We start from the raw sequence: 16,395 nt of genomic DNA on the forward strand, positions 1-16,395 counted from the left end.
CGATAACGCGGCGGGCGAGACCGGCTCGCCCGCGTTGAACGGCGCCTTACCGGCTCAGCAGAGCGGCCGCTTCGTAGAAGGCCGCGCCGATCAGGCCGGCGGCGGGGAGGGTGACGACCCAGGCGACGACGATGCGGCTGGCGACGTTCCAGCGCACCGCCGACAGGCGCCGCGCCGATCCGACGCCGACGATCGCGCCGGTGATCGTGTGCGTCGAGGATACGGGGATGCCGCCCATCGTCGCCATGAACAGCGTGATCGCGCCGCCGGTCTCGGCGCAGAAACCCTGCGCGGGCGTCAGCCGCGTGATCTTGGACCCCATCGTGTGGACGATCTTCCACCCGCCCGACATGGTGCCGAGCGCCATCGCGGCCTGACAGGACAGGACGACCCAGAAGGGCACGTGGAATTCACCGCCCAGCATGCCCTGCGAATAAAGCAGGACGGCGATGATCCCCATCGTCTTCTGCGCGTCGTTGCCGCCGTGGCCCAGACTGTAGAGCGCGGCGGACACCAGCTGCAATTTGCGGAAGCGCCGGTCGACGCCCATGGGGGTCAGCTTCAGCGACGACCAGGCGACCGCCAGCACCAGCATGAGCGCGAGGATCAGGCCGACCGCAGGCGACAGGAAGATCGCGGCCACCGTCTTGCCGACACCGGCCCAGACGACGCTGGAAAAGCCCGCCTTCGAGATGCCGGCGCCGAGCAATCCGCCGATCAGGGCGTGGCTGGACGACGACGGGATGCCGTAGCGCCACGTGATCACGTTCCACGCGATCGCACCCATCAGCGCGCCGAAGATCACCTGCGGGTCGATGATCTGCGCATCGACGATGCCCTTGCCCACCGTCTGCGCGACGTGGAGGCCGAACACGGCGAAGGCGATGAAGTTGAAGAAGGCGGCCCACAGCACCGCGTGATGCGGTTTCAGGACGCGGGTCGAAACCACCGTCGCGATCGAGTTGGCGGCGTCGTGCAGCCCGTTCAGAAAGTCGAACAGCAGCGCGACGCCGATCAGCGCGACCAGCAGCGTGAAGGAGATCGTCATCGGATCACGCGTGATCGATCACGAGACCCTGGATCTCGTTTGCGATATCCTCGAACCGGTCGGCGATCTTTTCCAGATGGCTGTAGATTTCACGATCGACGATGAAGCGCATCGTCTGGTTGTCGCCGCATTCCTTGAACAGCGCGCGCAGGCCCTGGGCGTGGTGCTTGTCCACCTCGCCCTCCAGCGCAACCAGCCGTTCGGTCAGCTGGTGCAGGCGGGGGGCGTTGCTGTCGAGCTTGCGCAGCAGTGGGATCGCTTCGGCGGTGACGCGCGCGGCTTCGGCGGCGAGATCGGCCATCGCGCGCATGTCGGGCGCGAAGGCTGTGACGCCGTACAGATCGATCGTCATCGCCGTCTGGTGCATCTGGTCGATCGAATCGTCCATCACCCCGATCAGGTCGGTAATCGCGGAGCGGTCGAACGGCGTCACGAAGACGCGACGCACGTCCTGCAACACCGCGCGGGTGATGTCGTCGGCCTCATGCTCGCGATGCTCGATCTCCGCGATGTGCTGCGCGATCGCGCCATCGCCGCTGAATAGCTGTTGCAGGGCATCGGCACCGGCGACCAGCGTGGCGGCGTGCGCCTCGAACTGTTCGAAGAAGCGACCCTGCTTCGGCATCAGCGCCTGGAACCAGGCAACCATAAAAGACCTTTCAGTAATGGCGCGGCGCGCATGGAGCCGGGAGAGGCGGCACGCAAGCCGTTTCTGCCCGTTGCGCCGGACCGGGACGGATGGGTGACGCGCGGGAAGCGGCCACTTGTCCGGCGGAAGACACATCGGCCATGCCGAGTTTCCATGACGATAGCATGACTCATCGCGAATTGCGCCAGCCCGCGTGAACGGTGGGGCAAGGCCTGGAAAAAAACGGGGTCGGCAGGACCGGGCGGAACGGCCCCGGCTCTTCCTTGCGCTCGACAAGGGCGAGCGCGCGGGGCAGGGCCGTGGCATGTCCTTCGTCGCCACGCTCCGCGCCGCCACCGCCATCGATCACGAGCGGGTGGACGCCGCCTTCGGCACGATGCGCCTCGATGAGCGCGACGATTATCGCCGCATGCTCACCGCCCACGCCCGTGCTGTGCCGGTTGTGGAGGCGGTGCTGGCCCGTGCCGACCCCGCCTGGGGCTTGCCCGCCTGGACGCCGCGTACCCCCTTGCTGGTATCGGACCTCGCCGCGCTCGATGTCGGTATGCCGGACCCATTGCCCTTCGATCTGCCGGAGAAGGAGGCCGCGACCTGGGGCGCGCTGTATGTTGCGGAGGGTTCGCGGCTGGGCGGGCAAGTGCTGGCGCGCGGCATCGCCGCGGGCCTGCCGCATGCCTATCTGTCGGCGCGTCACGCGCCCGGTGCCTGGCGGGCGCTGCTGGCAAGCCTCGACGCGCGCGCCGCGACGGCGCCGCCGGCATGGCGTGAGGATGTGGTAGACGGCGCCAAGGCGACCTTCGCGCTGTTCATGGCCGCGCATGCCAAGAGGTAGCGGCAGATTGACGTAGATTTAACCGTCATTACTCATTTTGGCATAAGATAAGTCCAAAATGCTACGCTTTTGCCAGCGTACCTGTCATTCGCGAGCCGGGGTGAAAGGGGGGTCGTGGACCAATGGCGCCGAACGTCGGCAAAGTGACATTCTTGCTGGCCGAGATGCAGACGCGGATCAACGCGGCCGGCCTGCGTAGCTTCGAAGGCGACGTCGACCGCTTTGCCATCTTCTCGCTGATCGTGCGCGAAAGTCTGCGCCGCAATCCGCGCGGCAAGGCAATATCCACGCATTCGCTCGCCATCTCGCTGTCGCGCTCGTTCGAAACGGTACGCCGCCACGTCATCGCGCTGACGGAGGCGGGTCTGTGCGTGCGCGGGCAATATGGCGTGCTGGTGCGCGCCGAGGTGCTGGAGCGGCCCGACATCGCCGCGATGATGCGACTGGCGCACGACAGTTTCGTCTGCTTCGTCGAGGGGTTGGAACAGCTCGGCGAGTGGACCGGCGCCCGGCCCGCCGCCAAGCCCTATGATCCGCAGGTCGGGATCGCGGCGTCGGTCGACGTGATGCTGGCGGCGGTCGACAGCAATCGGACCATCCATCGTAATTGGCTGGATCTGATGCTGTTTTCGACCGTCCTCTATGCGAACCTGCAGCGCAGCCGCGCCGCAGGACAGCCATTCGGGTTCGGCCCAGACCATGCGGTGCGGCCCGCCGCGCTTGCCGAGGCGATGAGCCTGCCGGAAACCACGGTCCGCCGGCGCCTGAAGCTGCTGGTTGAAGAGGCGGGATCGCTGGAGCGGGTGGCCAAGGGGTATATCGTGTCGGATGCGTGGATGGCCCAGCCGGGTGCCGCCGAGACCAGCGCGCGCACTTACAGCAACATCCGCCTGATCGTGACGCATGCCGTGGCCAACGGCTTTCCGATCGACCGGCCGGCCAGCGTCTACATCGACGGCCGTCCGTCAGCCGTCCAGTTCGTCTGAGCGATTGCCCGGCTGCGACTGAAGCACGCGGTTCTTACCGCGCCGCTTGGCGAGGTAGAGGGCTTCGTCCGCGGTGCGCATCGCGCTGGCCGGATTGCCGTAAAAGGCCGCGACGCCAGCCGAGAAGGTCAATTGTCCGATTCCCTCGCCCGTCGTCTGGTTGACGAGCGTGCGGGCGGCGAGCGCCTCGCGCGCGATGTCCAGCCGGTCGATCGCGTCGGCCGGGTCCATATCCTCGAACAGGCAGGCGAATTCTTCGCCGCCATGCCGCGCGACGAAGGCGGCGACGCCCAGTTCGCGGCAGAGATGCTTGCCGATCATCTTCAGCACGCGGTCGCCGGCATCATGGCCGTGACGATCGTTGATGCTCTTGAAATTGTCGATGTCGCAGATCGCGACGCTGTGGCGGGATTCGGCCCAGTCGATGTCGGTGTCGCCGCTCAGCGCGCGCAAGCGTGCGTCGAAGCTGCGCCGATTGGGCAGGCCGGTCAGGTGATCCTCGTCCGCGGCCCGCTGCGCCTCTTTCAAGGTGGTGCGCAGCGTCTCGGTTTCGCGGCGGGTTTCGTCGAGCCGCTCGGCGAGCTGCTGGGTGCGGGCGACGGCGGCGGCGGTCAGGTCGATCAGTCGCGCCACGGTGCCGCGCGGATCACGATCCAGACCGTCCGCCTCCGCGCTCAACGCCGTCTCATAGTCGCGCGTCGAGGCCTGTCCCTGACGGATCACGCGCTCCGAATCGCGCAGGCGCCGCGACAGCGTGTCGGCCATTGACGCCATGCGTTCGGCCTGACGATGAGTCTCCGCCTCGGCCTGCCCCGCCAGCCCATCGACGAACTCCGGATTCAGGCGCCCGGCCCGTGCCAGCTCGTCGTCGATCGCGCGCGTCAGCCGGTTGTCCTCGCCCAGCACATAGCGGCGGGCGATCCGAAAGTGCGCTTCGGTCGGCGACAGATCGTGGGCCGACAGGAAATCGCCGATCTGAGCGAAAAGCCGCCGCCCCGCCTCACGACGGGCGTCTTCGCCCGACCCGGCCATGCGTGCCGTGCCGCCGGTCAGCCAGGACGACAGACGGGCCATGCGCGACGGCGCCGTATCGTGGGGCATGACGGGCGGCAGGGCGTCGATGCCGCGCGCTCCCGCGATGCGTGGCCCGGACATCGCCGTCCCACGCGCATCGCCATGGCTCAATGGCACCGTCATCCGTCACGTTCCCGATTACCTTTACGAGAACCAATGCTAGACCAGCACAGGTGAAATAAAGCTTAGCCGCGCCTCATTTCGGTGCGGAAACGATCGAGAAATCCGGCGCGTTGACTGCGGTGATCGGAGATATCGTTGTATCTCAATAGTATAAAATTGTGGGTGTGCGCCTCACTCTTCCGCGATCGGGGCGGTCATGATGGCGCGTAGGCCAGGCATGTTGTCGTGATAATCGAGCGTGCCCGACAGGCGCTGCACCATCGCGACCATCATCCGGCTGCCGAATCCCTGACCGTCGCCGCTCGCCTCGCCGCGACCGCGCCCATCGTCGGCGACGATCAGCCGCAGCCTACCGCCATGCTGCTCCAGCGTGATCGCCAGCGGACCGGCAGCGCCGTCATAGGCATATTTGGTCGCGTTGATCACCAGTTCGGTGAGGATCAGTCCGATGTTCACTGCACGATCGGTGGGCACCAGCACCGGCGCCAGATCCAGCGTCAGGTAGCGTCCCCAGTCGGCCCCTAGCGAGGTGCGCATGTCGCCGACCAGTTCCTCGACATAGCGTGACAGATCGACGCTCTCGACCTGATCGTCGCGATACAGGCGGCGATGGACCAGGGCGACCGCCGCGAGTCTCGCCTGCGCCTCGGCCAGATGGTCCGCAATGGCGCCCGGGCCGGCGGTCTTCGCCTGCAGACGCAGGAAGGACGCGACCAGCTGCAGGCTGTTCTGCACGCGGTGGTTGACCTCCTTCATCAGGACGTCCTTCTGCGCGAGCAGCGTTTCCTTTTCGCGCAGCGTCCGCGTCAGCTCCCGATTCAGGCTGCGCAGGCGGACCTGCTGGCGCCCTTCGAACAGGCGACGACGGATACGGTGCGCAGCCTCCACCTGCTCCTGCGACCAGCGGCGCGCGCGCCCGCGCACCGTCTCGACATAGCTGGCGAAAGACGCGCGGGGGGTGAGCGCGGCGGCGTCGTTCGCCTGCGGGCCGGCGCTGTGGCCGGGGGCCTTGTGTGGGTTGCCCGCCCATTCGATCGTCTCGACCCGCTCGGCACGCAGCCAGAGCAGTGTCGCATCCTCCTGGCGCAGCGGCATGGCGATCATGCCGCTGGCATAGGTCAGCACATCGTCCTCCACGCCCATCAGCGCGGGCAGTTCGTGCGTCGCCACGGGTTCGTTGCCGCGCTCATGCACCCAGCGTGCGATCGCGCGCAGCACGGCGTCGGGCGGGCAGCGGCCGCTGGCCTCGACATGATCGCGGGTCACCAGCGCCAGACCGTCGGCATCCAGCATCTCGCGCAATTCGTCGCGGGTCGCGCGGATGATCTGCGGCAGCGTGCCCTCATTGCCCAGCCGGGGCGCGAGGCCGTCCTCCACGGTGCGCAGCTGCAACCGCTCGCGATACGCCGCCGCCTCTTCCTTCGTGCGGATCTGGCGGGCGAGGGCGCTCGCCAGCGTGGCGGCAGCGCTGCGGGTCGGCGCGGGCAGCTGGCGCGGCCCGTCGTTGTGACACGCGATCAGGCCCCAGAGCAGCCCGTCCTTGACGATCGAGATCGACGCGGACGCCCCCACGCCCATGTTACGCAGATACTGAAGGTGGATCGGCGAGACGTGGCGAAGTGCGACGTCGGACAGATCGACGCCGGTGAAGCCCGCCGGCCGCAGCGGGGCGGGGGTATAGTCCACCGTGGGGATCGCCCGGGTCCGGTTGCGGACGTACAGCGCACGCGCCTGCTTCGGAATGTCGCTCGCGGGGAAATGATGGTTGAGGAACGTCGGTAGATGCGGCGCGCGATCCTCGGCCACGACGACGCCGGCGCCATCGTCCAGGAACTGGTAGATCATGACCCGATCGAAGCCGGTCAGCGTGCGATAGGCGGCAGCGGCCCGCGCGCACAGCGTCGTCTTGTCCGTCGCGCGCTCGAAGCTGCTGGCCACGGCGTCCAGCCACGCCAGCGTCGCAGCGGCGGTGGTCGCATCCGCCTCGATCGGCTCGAGTTCGACCAGCAGATGCGTGCTCGACCGGTGCAGCGCCACCGTGAAGCGCTCGTCGCGCCCGGCGATCGGCTGCGGCATCTGGGCGTTCAGTCCGCCCGATAGCCCTTCGATGAGCGGCCCCACCTCTTGACCGATCAGCGTGGCGAGCGGTTGCCCCAGCCAGTCGCTGCGCAGCCGCGTTTCCAGATCGCCGGCGCCCGCAACCACCGCATGGTCGCCCTCGATGCTCGCGACGAGCAACATCCCGTGCGGCTGGATAGCGCCCGGAATGTGGATCGGCTCGCGATCGCAAATGGTGAGGTCGAGAGGCGAATCCGCCGCATCGCTGGCCCGGTTCGGGTGGGAAATCGCCATTATCACTCTGATACTATCCGCGAGACAGCATGGTCCCGCTCACAAGGCATTACAATCCGCCCCGTATTAATCTGCATCAATATTGTGGGCGTGCCGAAGAATTTGGGGGAACGCGCCGCGGCCATGGCGGGTTGGCGGTGCGGACTTTCAAGGACATGTCGATGCTCGCTCATACCCCGATCCGCTACAGCCCCGATGTCGAGCGGATCGACCCGGATGAGGCAGAGACGATCGCGGGGTTGACCGACGCCTTCCGCGACATACTCGACACGACATCGCGAGACTATGGCCGGGCGGTGCGGTCGGTGCACGCCAAGGCGCATGGCATCGCGCGGGGTACGCTGACGATCCATGAGGGGCTGCCGACCGAACTCGCACAGGGCATCTTCGCAAGCGCGGGCACGCATGAGGCGGTGCTGCGCCTGTCGACCAACGCGGGCGATCTGCTGCCCGACGCGATCGGGCTGCCGCGCGGGCTGGCGCTCAAGGTGCTGGATGTCGACGGCGCGCGTCTGCCGGGATCCGAGGACGACCGGACGCAGGATTTCGTCATGGCGGACGGTCCCGTATTCGCCGCGCCCGATGCGCAGGCCTTCCTCAAGAACCTGAAGCTGCTCGCCAAGACGACCGATCGGATGGAGACGGGCAAGGTCGTCCTGTCGAAGGTGCTGCGCGGGATCGAGGCGGGGCTGGAGGCGGTCGGCCATCCGTCGACGACGTTGAAGACGTTGGGGGGCGCGCCGCACCTCCATCCGCTGGGCGAGACGTTCTATAGCCAGACGCCGTTCCGCTACGGCGACCATGTCGCCAAGTTCGCACTATTCCCGGTGTCGCCCGCACTCGTCGCGCTGACGGGGGCTGTCGTCGACACCTCGGACGATCGCGATGCGCTGCGGGCGGCGGTGCGCGACACGTTGATCGCGCATGGCGGTCAGTGGGAGCTGCGCGTCCAGCTCAACACCGATCTCGACGCGATGCCGGTAGAGGATGCGACGGTCGAATGGGACCAAGCGCAAAGCCCGTTCGTCACGGTCGCCACGCTCGACGTGCCGCCGCAGATCGGCTGGGACGACGAGCAGACGCGCGCCACCGACGAGGCGCTGTCCTACAGCATCTGGCACGGCATTGCCGCGCACCAGCCCCTCGGCAACGTCAACCGCGCACGCCGCGACACCTATCGCTTCTCCGCCGATTATCGCCGCAGTTTCAACGGCTGCCCGATGCACGAGCCGGCGCGGCTTGCCGACCTCGCGTGATCCGGCCTAGCAGCGCAGCATGATACGGTTGTTTCACGTCAGCGACGTCCATTTCGGCGCGGAGGATCCTGCCGCCATCGCCTGGTTCGGCAAGTGCGTCGCCGACGAAGCGCCTGATGCCGTCGTGATGACCGGCGACCTGACGATGCGCGCCACCCGCCGCGAATTCCAGCGCGGCGGCGAATGGCTGGCGAGCCTGGGCGTGCCCGTCACGCTGGAGGTCGGCAACCACGACATCCCCTATTACTGGGACCCGTTCCGCCGGTTGTTCGCGCCGTATCAGCGCTATGCCGCGGTCGAGCGGATGATCGAGCGCGAGCTCGACCTGCCGGGCGTCACCATCGTCCCGTTGAAGACGACGGCGCGCGCCCAATGGCGGTGGAACTGGTCGAAGGGGCGGGTGAGTTCGGGATCGCTGCGGCGCGCGCTGACGATGATGGCGGAGGCGCCCAAGGGCAACGTCATCCTAGTCGCCGCGCATCACCCGCTGATCGACGGCGGCGCCAAGGGGACCGCGAAGACGCATGGCGGTGACGCGGCGCTCGGCGCACTAGCGGAGGCTGGCGCTCATGCCGTGCTGTCGGGCCACGTCCACGATCCCTTCGACCTGCCGATCGAGCGTCACGGCCGGATCGTGCGGATGATCGGCGCGGGCACATTGTCGAAGCGGACGCGCCACACGCCGCCGGCCTTCAACGAAATCCGCGTCGCGGACGGGGCGTTTGAAACGATCGTCAGGCGCATGGGCGAGGCGCCGGTAGCGGCCGCTTAGCCGGGATAGGGCGCCAGGGTGGTCGGCCCTGCGACGCCCGCCACTCCCGCCGGTCGCAGCGCACCGCCCGCAAGGCCGATGGCACGCATCGCGGCGACATAGTTGCTCGCCGCCATGACCGCGCACAGCCAGCCGACCAGCAACGCATCGACGGTGAGGATCGGCCAAAGCCACACGCGTGGTGCAACGATCGCCGCAGCGCCCAGCAGATAGTGCGGGATCATCAGCGGCAGCATCGCCACGACCGTAAAGGCGATCGTCCACGGCAGCCGCCGCGCCATGATCCGAACCGAGGCGACGGGGCCGATCGACGCATCGCCCAGCGTCGCCGCGACCGTCCAGGCGACCAGCAGGCACTGGACGATCAGGCCACCCGCCAAACCGGCGAGCAGCGCCCCCGGCGTCTGCGGCAGGCCGAACAACTGCGCCGCCGACAGCGCGATGTGGATCGCCACCACGCCCGCGAACAGCCGCATCGCCAGCGGATCGCGCTGCGCCGCGAACCGGGGCGAGCGCGTGTGGACGAAGCGCGTGATCCAATAGGTGGGGATGAGCAGCGCCAGCACCTTCACCATCCCCAGCGCCATACGCAGCGGATGATGCTCCAGCGCCTTGGCGGCGGCGATGCTGTCGTACATCCCGATATGCACTTCGGCGACGTGCTGAAGCAGCTCGAAGACGACCGGCACCAGTGCGAGCAGCGGGCAGGCGGCGAGGAAGGCGAGGCTGCCGCCATAGCTCGTCCGAAGGCCCTTCCAGAAGGTCATGGTTCATCTCCCTGGTGCGTGAACGTGAGGATGTCGCCGGGCTGGCAATCGAGGACGGTGCAGATCGCCTCCAGCGTCGAAAAGCGGATCGCCTTGGCCTTGCCCGTCTTGAGGATGGAGAGGTTGGCGAGGGTGATGTCGACGCGTTCGCTGAGTTCGGTCAGCGTCATGCGCCGGGCGTGCAGCATGTCGTCCAGGTGGACACGCACCGGCATCAGACGGTGCCGTCCAGATCGTCGCGCATCACGGCGCCCCGTTCGAACACCTGCGCCAGGACGAACGCGATCAGCACCGCGAGCCAGCCGGTAAAGCTCGGCTGCCAGTCGGGATAGTCGATGTGCAGCACATTGGCCGCCACGCGCGCGAGGCCATAGCCAAGGTCGGCGAGCTGGATCACCAGCAGCATCCACCCGATCGTCCGCACCCGCGCGGCATTGGTGCGCGCAAAGGGATCGTCCTGCTCGACCGTGCGCAGGATCGCCCGCAACGCCTTGAGCAGCCGCTCGACCGCCACCCCGACGGGGATGCCGACCAGCATCGTCAATTGCATGAACGCGATCACCGCCGCGGTGTCGATACGGCCATGATATTTGCGCACAAGCAGCTGCTCGATCAGTTCGGCGCCGGGCAGCGTCGCGATCAGCACCGCGACGAAAAAGGCGATCGCGATGGCATTGGCGATCCGGAACGCCTGCACGGCGCGGACCGACCAGACCAGCAGGCGAGGGGGCTTGGACTTCGCATCTTCCATAACCGGATGATGCGCATGATATCGAAAAACGGCAAGTGATTCGTTGAAAAACGATATGCCGAGCGCGTTGATCTGGTCGGGGCGGCTCGCAAGCCGCTACCGACCTTTTCGACGTGCAGAAGCGCCCGTCGGCTTCGTCGCCTCAATAGGCCGCGGTGAAGCGGGCGTGCGGATGGCGGTGGTGTTCCAGTTCGTCGACCATCGCGATCGCATAATCGGCGAAGCTGATCCGGCTGTTTCCGGCGTCGTCGGTCACCAGCGCGTCGCCGCCCAGCCGGAAGTGCCCGGTGCGGGGGCCTTCGAAAATGTCGGCGGCCGGCGAGAAGAACGTCCAGTCGATCTCGCGTTCGCTGCGCAGGGCATCGAGGAAGGCCACGCCGCCCTCGGCAAAGGCCTTCCACTCCTGTGGGAATTCCGGCGTGTCGATCAGTGCGACACCCGGCGCCACCTCAAGGCTGCCCGCGCCTCCGGTGACGAGCAGCCGCCGTACCCCGGCCTGGCGCAAGGCGGACAGCAGCATGTCCGCGGTCACGTCGAAATGGAGCGCGCTGACGACCGCGTCATGGCCGTGCAGTAACGTAGCGAGGGCGGCACTGTCCTGCGCGTCGCCGGCGACCGGCGTGATGCCGTGCGCTACGGGAATGCGATCCGGGTGCCGGGCGATCGCCGTGACCCGATGACCGCGCGCCGCCAGTTCCTTCGTGATTTCCGATCCCGCGCGCCCGCTCGCGCCCAACACCGCCACCTTCATGATCATCGTCCTCGATGGTTTCCGATGGTGACCATCTCGGCTACGACCGGATGCCATGCAAGACGGCACCTTTATGTTACCCGGTCACCTGGAAGTGATCGACCGCGGCAATGTCTATGCGCGCGACTGTCCCGCGCGGAAGCTGCTCGACCGGATCGGCGACAAATGGAGCGTCCTGATCCTGCTGCTGCTGGGGGATGGCGAGCTGCGCTTCAGCGTCTTGAAGCGGCGCATCGACGGTATTTCGCAAAAGATGCTCAGCCAGACGCTGCGGTCGCTGGAGCGCGATGGCCTCGTTTCCCGCCGCGTCGAACAGAGTGTTCCGGTGTCCGTATCGTACGCCATCACCCCGCTGGCGCGGGGATTGCTGACGGCCATGCAGGGGATGATCGACTGGGCCGAAACGGCGATGCCGATGGTCGAGGCGGCGCAGCTGCAGTTCGACGATCGCCTGCGGCGGATGTGAGTCCCCGGACGCCCGAAAGGAGCGACCGTCCAATCCATTCCATTCGCAGGCCACGAAAAAGCCGCCGTCCGGCATCCCGGACGGCGGCTTTTCTGTCAGGTCAGGCCGGGGCCTGAGCCGGGATTACTCCCGGTTCAGATATTCGCCCGCGGCTTCGTCGCTGCCGTCGCCCGAGGGGACGACTTCGGCGAGCGGATCGGGACCCGTGCCGGCATCGTCACGCACCGAACGCTGCTGTTCGGCAGCGCGCAGCTCCGCGGCCGACGCCGGGGCGACGATCGCCGCCTGCAACGCACGCTGCTGGACGCGGAGCGCCGCATCGCGCGAGGAGGCTGCGACGCGCAGGCGGTTCATGCCCGCGCCGGTGCCGGCCGGGATCAGACGGCCGACGATGACGTTCTCCTTCAGGCCCATCAGCGTGTCCTGCTTGCCCTGGACCGCCGCCTCGGTGAGGACGCGGGTGGTTTCCTGGAACGACGCCGCCGAGATGAAGCTGCGGGTCTGCAGCGACGCCTTGGTGATGCCGAGCAGGACAGGCTTGCCCTGCGCACGGACCTGGTTCGCGTCGAGCTTGTCGTTGATCGCGTCCATTTCCTCGCGATCGACCTGCTCGCCCTTCAGCAGCGTGGTGTCGCCGCCGTCGGTGATCTCGACCTTCTGCAGCATCTGACGAACGATCGTCTCAATGTGCTTGTCGTTGATCTTCACGCCCTGCAGTCGATAGACTTCCTGGATTTCGCTGACGAGATATTCGGCCAGCGGCTCGATGCCCATCGTTTCCAGGATGTCGTGCGGGTTCGGCGAACCGCCGATCAGGTTGTCGCCACGCTTGACGTAGTCGCCTTCCTGAACGTCGATCACCTTCGACTTCGGCACCAGATATTCGACGATATCGCCGCCGTCCTCCGGCTGGATGCCGATCTTCCGCTTCGCCTTATAGTCCTTGCCGAACACCACGCGGCCCGAAACCTTGGCGATGATCGCCGCTTCCTTCGGGATACGCGCTTCGAACAGCTCGGCGACGCGCGGCAGACCACCGGTGATGTCGCGGGTCTTGGCGGACTCGCGGCTGACACGGGCCAGAACGTCACCGGCCTGCACCTCGGCATTGTCGTCGACCGACAGCACCGCACCCGGCGCCAGCATGTAGCGGGCGGCCTCGCCGTCTTCCGACGTCGTGAGGGTCAGGCGCGGACGCAGATCCTCCTTCGACTTGGACGAAGTGCGATATTCGATCACGACGCGCTGGGCGATACCGGTCGCTTCGTCGGTCTGCTCGGTGAGCGTCTTGCCCTCCGTCAGGTCCTGATACTTCACGATACCGGAGTTTTCCGTGATCACCGGCATGGTGAACGGATCCCACTCCGCCATGCGATCGCCCTTCGACAGCATGTGGCCGTCGTCGAACATCACATAGGCGCCGTACGGGATGCGGTGCGTCGAGAGCTCGCGACCGTCCATGTCGACGATCATGATCTCGCCCGAACGCGACAGCACCACGCGACGACCGCGCTGGTCGACGATCAGGCGCAGGTCCTTGAACACCGCGGTGCCGTCGACCGGCGCCTCGAGGTTCGACTGCTCGTTGAGCTGCGCCGCGCCGCCGATGTGGAAGGTACGCATCGTCAGCTGCGTGCCCGGCTCACCGATCGACTGCGCCGCGATGACGCCGACCGCTTCGCCGATGTTCACCGGCGTACCGCGGGCGAGGTCACGCCCGTAGCACTTGCCGCAGACGCCGATCTTCGATTCGCAGACCAGCGGCGAGCGGATCTTCATGCCCTGGATGCCCATGGCCTCGATCTGCGCGACCATGGCTTCGTCCAGCAGCGTGCCGATCGGGATCACCACCGCATTGGTCTTCGGATCGACGACGTCTTCGGCCGTGGTGCGGCCGAGGATACGCTCGGCGAGCGACGCGATGGTCGAACCGCCCTGCACGATCGCCTTCATCTCCAGCGCGCGCTCGGTGCCGCAATCCTCTTCGATGATGACGCAATCCTGCGACACGTCGACGAGGCGGCGGGTGAGGTAGCCCGAGTTCGCGGTCTTCAACGCGGTGTCCGCGAGGCCCTTACGGGCGCCATGGGTCGAGTTGAAGTATTCGAGGACGGTCAGACCTTCCTTGAAGTTCGAGATGATCGGCGTTTCGATGATCTCGCCCGACGGCTTGGCCATCAGGCCGCGCATGCCGGCGAGCTGCTTGATCTGCGCAGGGCTACCACGCGCACCCGAGTGGGCCATCATGTAGATCGAGTTGATGTCCTTCTCGCGGCCGACCATCGGGCCGTCCTCATAGTGACGAACCGCCTTGATCTCGTTCATCATCGAGTTCGCGACCTGGTCGCCGCAGCGGCTCCAGGCGTCGATCACCTTGTTGTACTTCTCCTGCTGCGTGATCAGGCCGTCCTGATACTGCTGCTCGAAGTCCTTCACCTGCTCGCGCGTCTCGTCGACCAGACGATCCTTGTCCGGCGCGATGATCATGTCGTCCTTGCCGAACGAAATGCCGGCGCGGAACGCGTGACGGAAGCCCAGTGCCATGATCGCGTCCGCGAACAGCACGGTCTCCTTCTGGCCGGTGTGACGGTACACTTCGTCGATCACCTCGCCGACGTCCTTCTTGGTCAGGACGCGGTTGACGGTGTCGAAGGGCACCTTGTGGCTCTTCGGCAGGCACTCGCCGAGCAGCATGCGGCCCGGGGTCGTCTCGTAGCGCTTGAGGTACTGGTTGCCCTGCTCGTCGGTCTGCGGAACGCGGCTGACGATCTTGGTGTGCAGCGTCACCGCGCCGGCGAAGAGCGCCTGATGCACCTCCTCCATGTCGGCGAGCAGCATGCCTTCACCCGGCTCCTTCTCCTTCTGGAGCGAGAGGTAATACAGGCCCAGCACCATGTCCTGCGACGGCACGATGATCGGCTTGCCGTTCGCGGGCGACAGGATGTTGTTGGTCGACATCATCAGGACGCGCGCTTCCAGCTGCGCTTCCAGCGACAGCGGAACGTGCACGGCCATCTGGTCACCGTCGAAGTCGGCGTTGAACGCCGAGCAGACTAGCGGGTGAAGCTGGATCGCCTTGCCCTCGATCAACACCGGCTCGAACGCCTGGATGCCCAGGCGGTGAAGCGTCGGCGCGCGGTTCAGCATGACCGGGTGCTCGCGGATCACCTCGTCCAGGATATCCCAGACTTCCTTGCGCTCCTTCTCGACCCACTTCTTGGCCTGCTTCAGGGTCATCGACAGACCCTTGGCGTCCAGACGGGCGTAGATGAACGGCTTGAACAGCTCGAGCGCCATCTTCTTCGGCAGGCCGCACTGGTGCAGCTTCAGCTCCGGGCCGGTCACGATGACCGAACGGCCCGAATAGTCGACGCGCTTACCCAGAAGGTTCTGACGGAAGCGGCCCTGCTTGCCCTTGAGCATGTCGGACAGCGACTTGAGCGGACGCTTGTTGGCGCCCGTGATCGTGCGGCCGCGACGGCCGTTATCGAACAGCGCGTCGACCGCTTCCTGCAACATGCGCTTTTCGTTGCGGACGATGATGTCCGGCGCACGCAGCTCCATCAGGCGCTTCAGGCGGTTGTTGCGATTGATGACTCGGCGATACAGGTCGTTCAGGTCCGAGGTCGCGAAGCGACCGCCGTCCAGCGGCACCAGCGGGCGCAGCTCGGGCGGGATGACCGGCACGACCTCGAGGATCATCCATTCGGGACGGTTGCCCGATTCCAGGAAGCTCTCGACGACCTTCAGGCGCTTGATGATCTTCTTGGGCTTCAGCTCCGACTTGGTCGTCGCCAGCTCTTCCAGAAGCTGCACCTTCTCGCCCTCGAGGTCGAGGTTCTCGAGCATGATGCGGACCGCTTCCGCGCCGATACCGGCGGAGAAGGCGTCTTCACCGTATTCGTCCTGCGCTTCGAGCAGTTCGTCTTCGGTGAGCAGCTGATACTTTTCGAGCGGGGTCAGGCCCGGCTCGATCACGATATACGCTTCGAAGTACAGCACGCGCTCGAGCTGCTTCAGCTGCATGTCGAGCAGCAGGCCGATGCGGCTCGGCAGCGACTTCAGGAACCAGATGTGCGCGACCGGGGCGGCCAGTTCGATATGGCCCATACGCTCGCGGCGCACCTTCGACACCGTGACTTCGACACCGCACTTTTCGCAGACGATGCCCTTGTACTTCATGCGCTTGTACTTGCCGCACAAGCATTCGTAATCCTTGATCGGACCGAAGATGCGCGCGCAGAACAGGCCGTCACGCTCGGGCTTGAACGTGCGATAGTTGATCGTCTCGGGCTTCTTGATCTCACCGAACGACCACGAACGGATCTTGTCGGGCGAGGCGATACCGATCTGGATCTGGTCGAAGGTTTCCGGCTTCGCGATCGGATTGGCGAAATTGGTCAGTTCGTTCATGGGTATGAACCTCTTTTCAAACTCAACTCCTCTCCCATCGGGAGAGGAAGGGGCCCGCCAGCGAAGCTGGTGGGAAGGTGAGGGCAGGGCAGACCGCTGCCCTCACCCTTCCGGCGCGTTTCGCGCCTCCCTCCCTCTCCCGCCGGGAGAGGGAA

Annotated in this window: 13 protein-coding genes and 1 pseudogene; 5 read left to right on the plus strand and 9 right to left on the minus strand. The window is 66.4% G+C overall.

The window, feature by feature from the left end:
- Positions 1–46: 46 nt before the first annotated feature.
- Positions 47–1,048, minus strand: coding sequence for an inorganic phosphate transporter (locus tag A7E77_RS11920; RefSeq protein ID WP_043059964.1), 1,002 nt, complete (start codon positions 1,046–1,048; stop codon positions 47–49).
- A 4-nt stretch (positions 1,049–1,052) separates the two neighbouring features.
- Positions 1,053–1,712, minus strand: a pseudogene (locus tag A7E77_RS11925) (DUF47 domain-containing protein); the annotation flags it as partial.
- Between the two features lie 289 nt (positions 1,713–2,001).
- Between A7E77_RS11925 and A7E77_RS11930 the strand changes: the two are divergent.
- The gene (locus tag A7E77_RS11930; protein WP_063688253.1) at positions 2,002–2,529 is read left to right on the plus strand and encodes a biliverdin-producing heme oxygenase; all 528 of its coding nucleotides are present in this window, start codon (positions 2,002–2,004) and stop codon (positions 2,527–2,529) included.
- Between the two features lie 143 nt (positions 2,530–2,672).
- A complete protein-coding gene (locus A7E77_RS11935) occupies positions 2,673–3,515 on the plus strand; it encodes a hypothetical protein (protein WP_226341733.1) in 843 nt (280 codons plus the stop codon).
- Here A7E77_RS11935 and A7E77_RS11940 read toward each other — a convergent pair.
- Entirely contained in the window at positions 3,495–4,712 is a 1,218-nt protein-coding gene (locus tag A7E77_RS11940; protein WP_063688257.1) for a sensor domain-containing diguanylate cyclase, read from the minus strand. The genes A7E77_RS11935 and A7E77_RS11940 overlap by 21 nt on opposite strands.
- A 171-nt stretch (positions 4,713–4,883) precedes the next feature.
- Entirely contained in the window at positions 4,884–7,064 is a 2,181-nt protein-coding gene (locus tag A7E77_RS11945; RefSeq protein ID WP_063688259.1) for a histidine kinase dimerization/phosphoacceptor domain -containing protein, read from the minus strand.
- A 155-nt stretch (positions 7,065–7,219) separates the two neighbouring features.
- Between A7E77_RS11945 and A7E77_RS11950 the strand changes: the two genes are divergently transcribed.
- On the plus strand, positions 7,220–8,320 hold the full coding sequence (locus tag A7E77_RS11950) for a catalase family protein (RefSeq protein ID WP_063689936.1): 1,101 nt from the start codon (positions 7,220–7,222) through the stop codon (positions 8,318–8,320).
- Between the two features lie 19 nt (positions 8,321–8,339).
- Positions 8,340–9,092, plus strand: coding sequence for a metallophosphoesterase family protein (locus A7E77_RS11955; RefSeq protein WP_063688261.1), 753 nt, complete (start codon positions 8,340–8,342; stop codon positions 9,090–9,092).
- On the opposite strand, the gene A7E77_RS11960 is transcribed toward A7E77_RS11955, so the two are convergent.
- The 4 genes from A7E77_RS11960 to A7E77_RS11975 all read right to left on the minus strand — a co-directional run bounded on the left by A7E77_RS11960 (position 9,089) and on the right by A7E77_RS11975 (position 11,361).
- Positions 9,089–9,859, minus strand: a complete 771-nt coding sequence (locus A7E77_RS11960; protein ID WP_063688263.1) for a hypothetical protein — start codon at positions 9,857–9,859, stop codon at positions 9,089–9,091. The two genes, A7E77_RS11955 and A7E77_RS11960, sit on opposite strands and share 4 nt — an antisense overlap.
- Complete coding sequence (locus A7E77_RS11965; protein ID WP_017978131.1) at positions 9,856–10,074, minus strand: helix-turn-helix domain-containing protein; 219 nt, start codon at positions 10,072–10,074, stop codon at positions 9,856–9,858. Before A7E77_RS11965 ends, A7E77_RS11960 begins: the two co-directional genes overlap by 4 nt.
- A complete protein-coding gene (locus tag A7E77_RS11970; protein WP_063688265.1) occupies positions 10,074–10,610 on the minus strand; it encodes a DUF2975 domain-containing protein in 537 nt (178 codons plus the stop codon). Before A7E77_RS11970 ends, A7E77_RS11965 begins: the two co-directional genes overlap by 1 nt.
- Before the next feature lie 142 nt (positions 10,611–10,752).
- Positions 10,753–11,361 carry an NAD(P)-dependent oxidoreductase gene (locus A7E77_RS11975; RefSeq protein WP_063689939.1) on the minus strand — a complete coding sequence of 203 codons (609 nt, stop codon included), beginning with the start codon at positions 11,359–11,361 and terminating at the stop codon, positions 10,753–10,755.
- 73 nt (positions 11,362–11,434) lie between these two features.
- Here A7E77_RS11975 and A7E77_RS11980 point away from each other — a divergent pair, with 73 nt between their 5' ends.
- A complete protein-coding gene (locus A7E77_RS11980) occupies positions 11,435–11,827 on the plus strand; it encodes a winged helix-turn-helix transcriptional regulator (RefSeq protein ID WP_226341734.1) in 393 nt (130 codons plus the stop codon).
- A gap of 123 nt (positions 11,828–11,950) precedes the next feature.
- Here the strand turns inward: A7E77_RS11980 and rpoC are convergent, their stop codons facing one another.
- Positions 11,951–16,240 (minus strand): DNA-directed RNA polymerase subunit beta', encoded by a 4,290-nt coding sequence (rpoC, locus tag A7E77_RS11985; RefSeq protein ID WP_043059954.1) that lies wholly within the window; start codon positions 16,238–16,240, stop codon positions 11,951–11,953.
- Positions 16,241–16,395: the final 155 nt, after the last annotated feature.

Source organism: Sphingomonas sp. NIC1 (assembly GCF_001638925.1).
Lineage (GTDB): Bacteria > Pseudomonadota > Alphaproteobacteria > Sphingomonadales > Sphingomonadaceae > Sphingomonas > Sphingomonas aquatilis.

Excerpts from the sequence above, each read along its gene's own strand:
- A7E77_RS11920 (WP_043059964.1), bottom strand. The coding sequence starts at position 1,048 with ATGACGATCTCCTTCACGCTGCTGGTCGCGCTGATCGGCGTCGCGCTG.
- A7E77_RS11930 (WP_063688253.1), top strand. The coding sequence starts at position 2,002 with ATGTCCTTCGTCGCCACGCTCCGCGCCGCCACCGCCATCGATCACGAG.
- A7E77_RS11940 (WP_063688257.1), bottom strand. The coding sequence starts at position 4,712 with ATGACGGTGCCATTGAGCCATGGCGATGCGCGTGGGACGGCGATGTCC.
- A7E77_RS11945 (WP_063688259.1), bottom strand. The coding sequence starts at position 7,064 with ATGGCGATTTCCCACCCGAACCGGGCCAGCGATGCGGCGGATTCGCCT.
- A7E77_RS11950 (WP_063689936.1), top strand. The coding sequence starts at position 7,220 with ATGTCGATGCTCGCTCATACCCCGATCCGCTACAGCCCCGATGTCGAG.
- A7E77_RS11955 (WP_063688261.1), top strand. The coding sequence starts at position 8,340 with ATGATACGGTTGTTTCACGTCAGCGACGTCCATTTCGGCGCGGAGGAT.
- A7E77_RS11960 (WP_063688263.1), bottom strand. The coding sequence starts at position 9,859 with ATGACCTTCTGGAAGGGCCTTCGGACGAGCTATGGCGGCAGCCTCGCC.
- A7E77_RS11965 (WP_017978131.1), bottom strand. The coding sequence starts at position 10,074 with ATGCCGGTGCGTGTCCACCTGGACGACATGCTGCACGCCCGGCGCATG.
- A7E77_RS11970 (WP_063688265.1), bottom strand. The coding sequence starts at position 10,610 with ATGGAAGATGCGAAGTCCAAGCCCCCTCGCCTGCTGGTCTGGTCGGTC.
- A7E77_RS11975 (WP_063689939.1), bottom strand. The coding sequence starts at position 11,361 with ATGAAGGTGGCGGTGTTGGGCGCGAGCGGGCGCGCGGGATCGGAAATC.
- A7E77_RS11980 (WP_226341734.1), top strand. The coding sequence starts at position 11,435 with ATGTTACCCGGTCACCTGGAAGTGATCGACCGCGGCAATGTCTATGCG.
- rpoC (WP_043059954.1), bottom strand. The coding sequence starts at position 16,240 with ATGAACGAACTGACCAATTTCGCCAATCCGATCGCGAAGCCGGAAACC.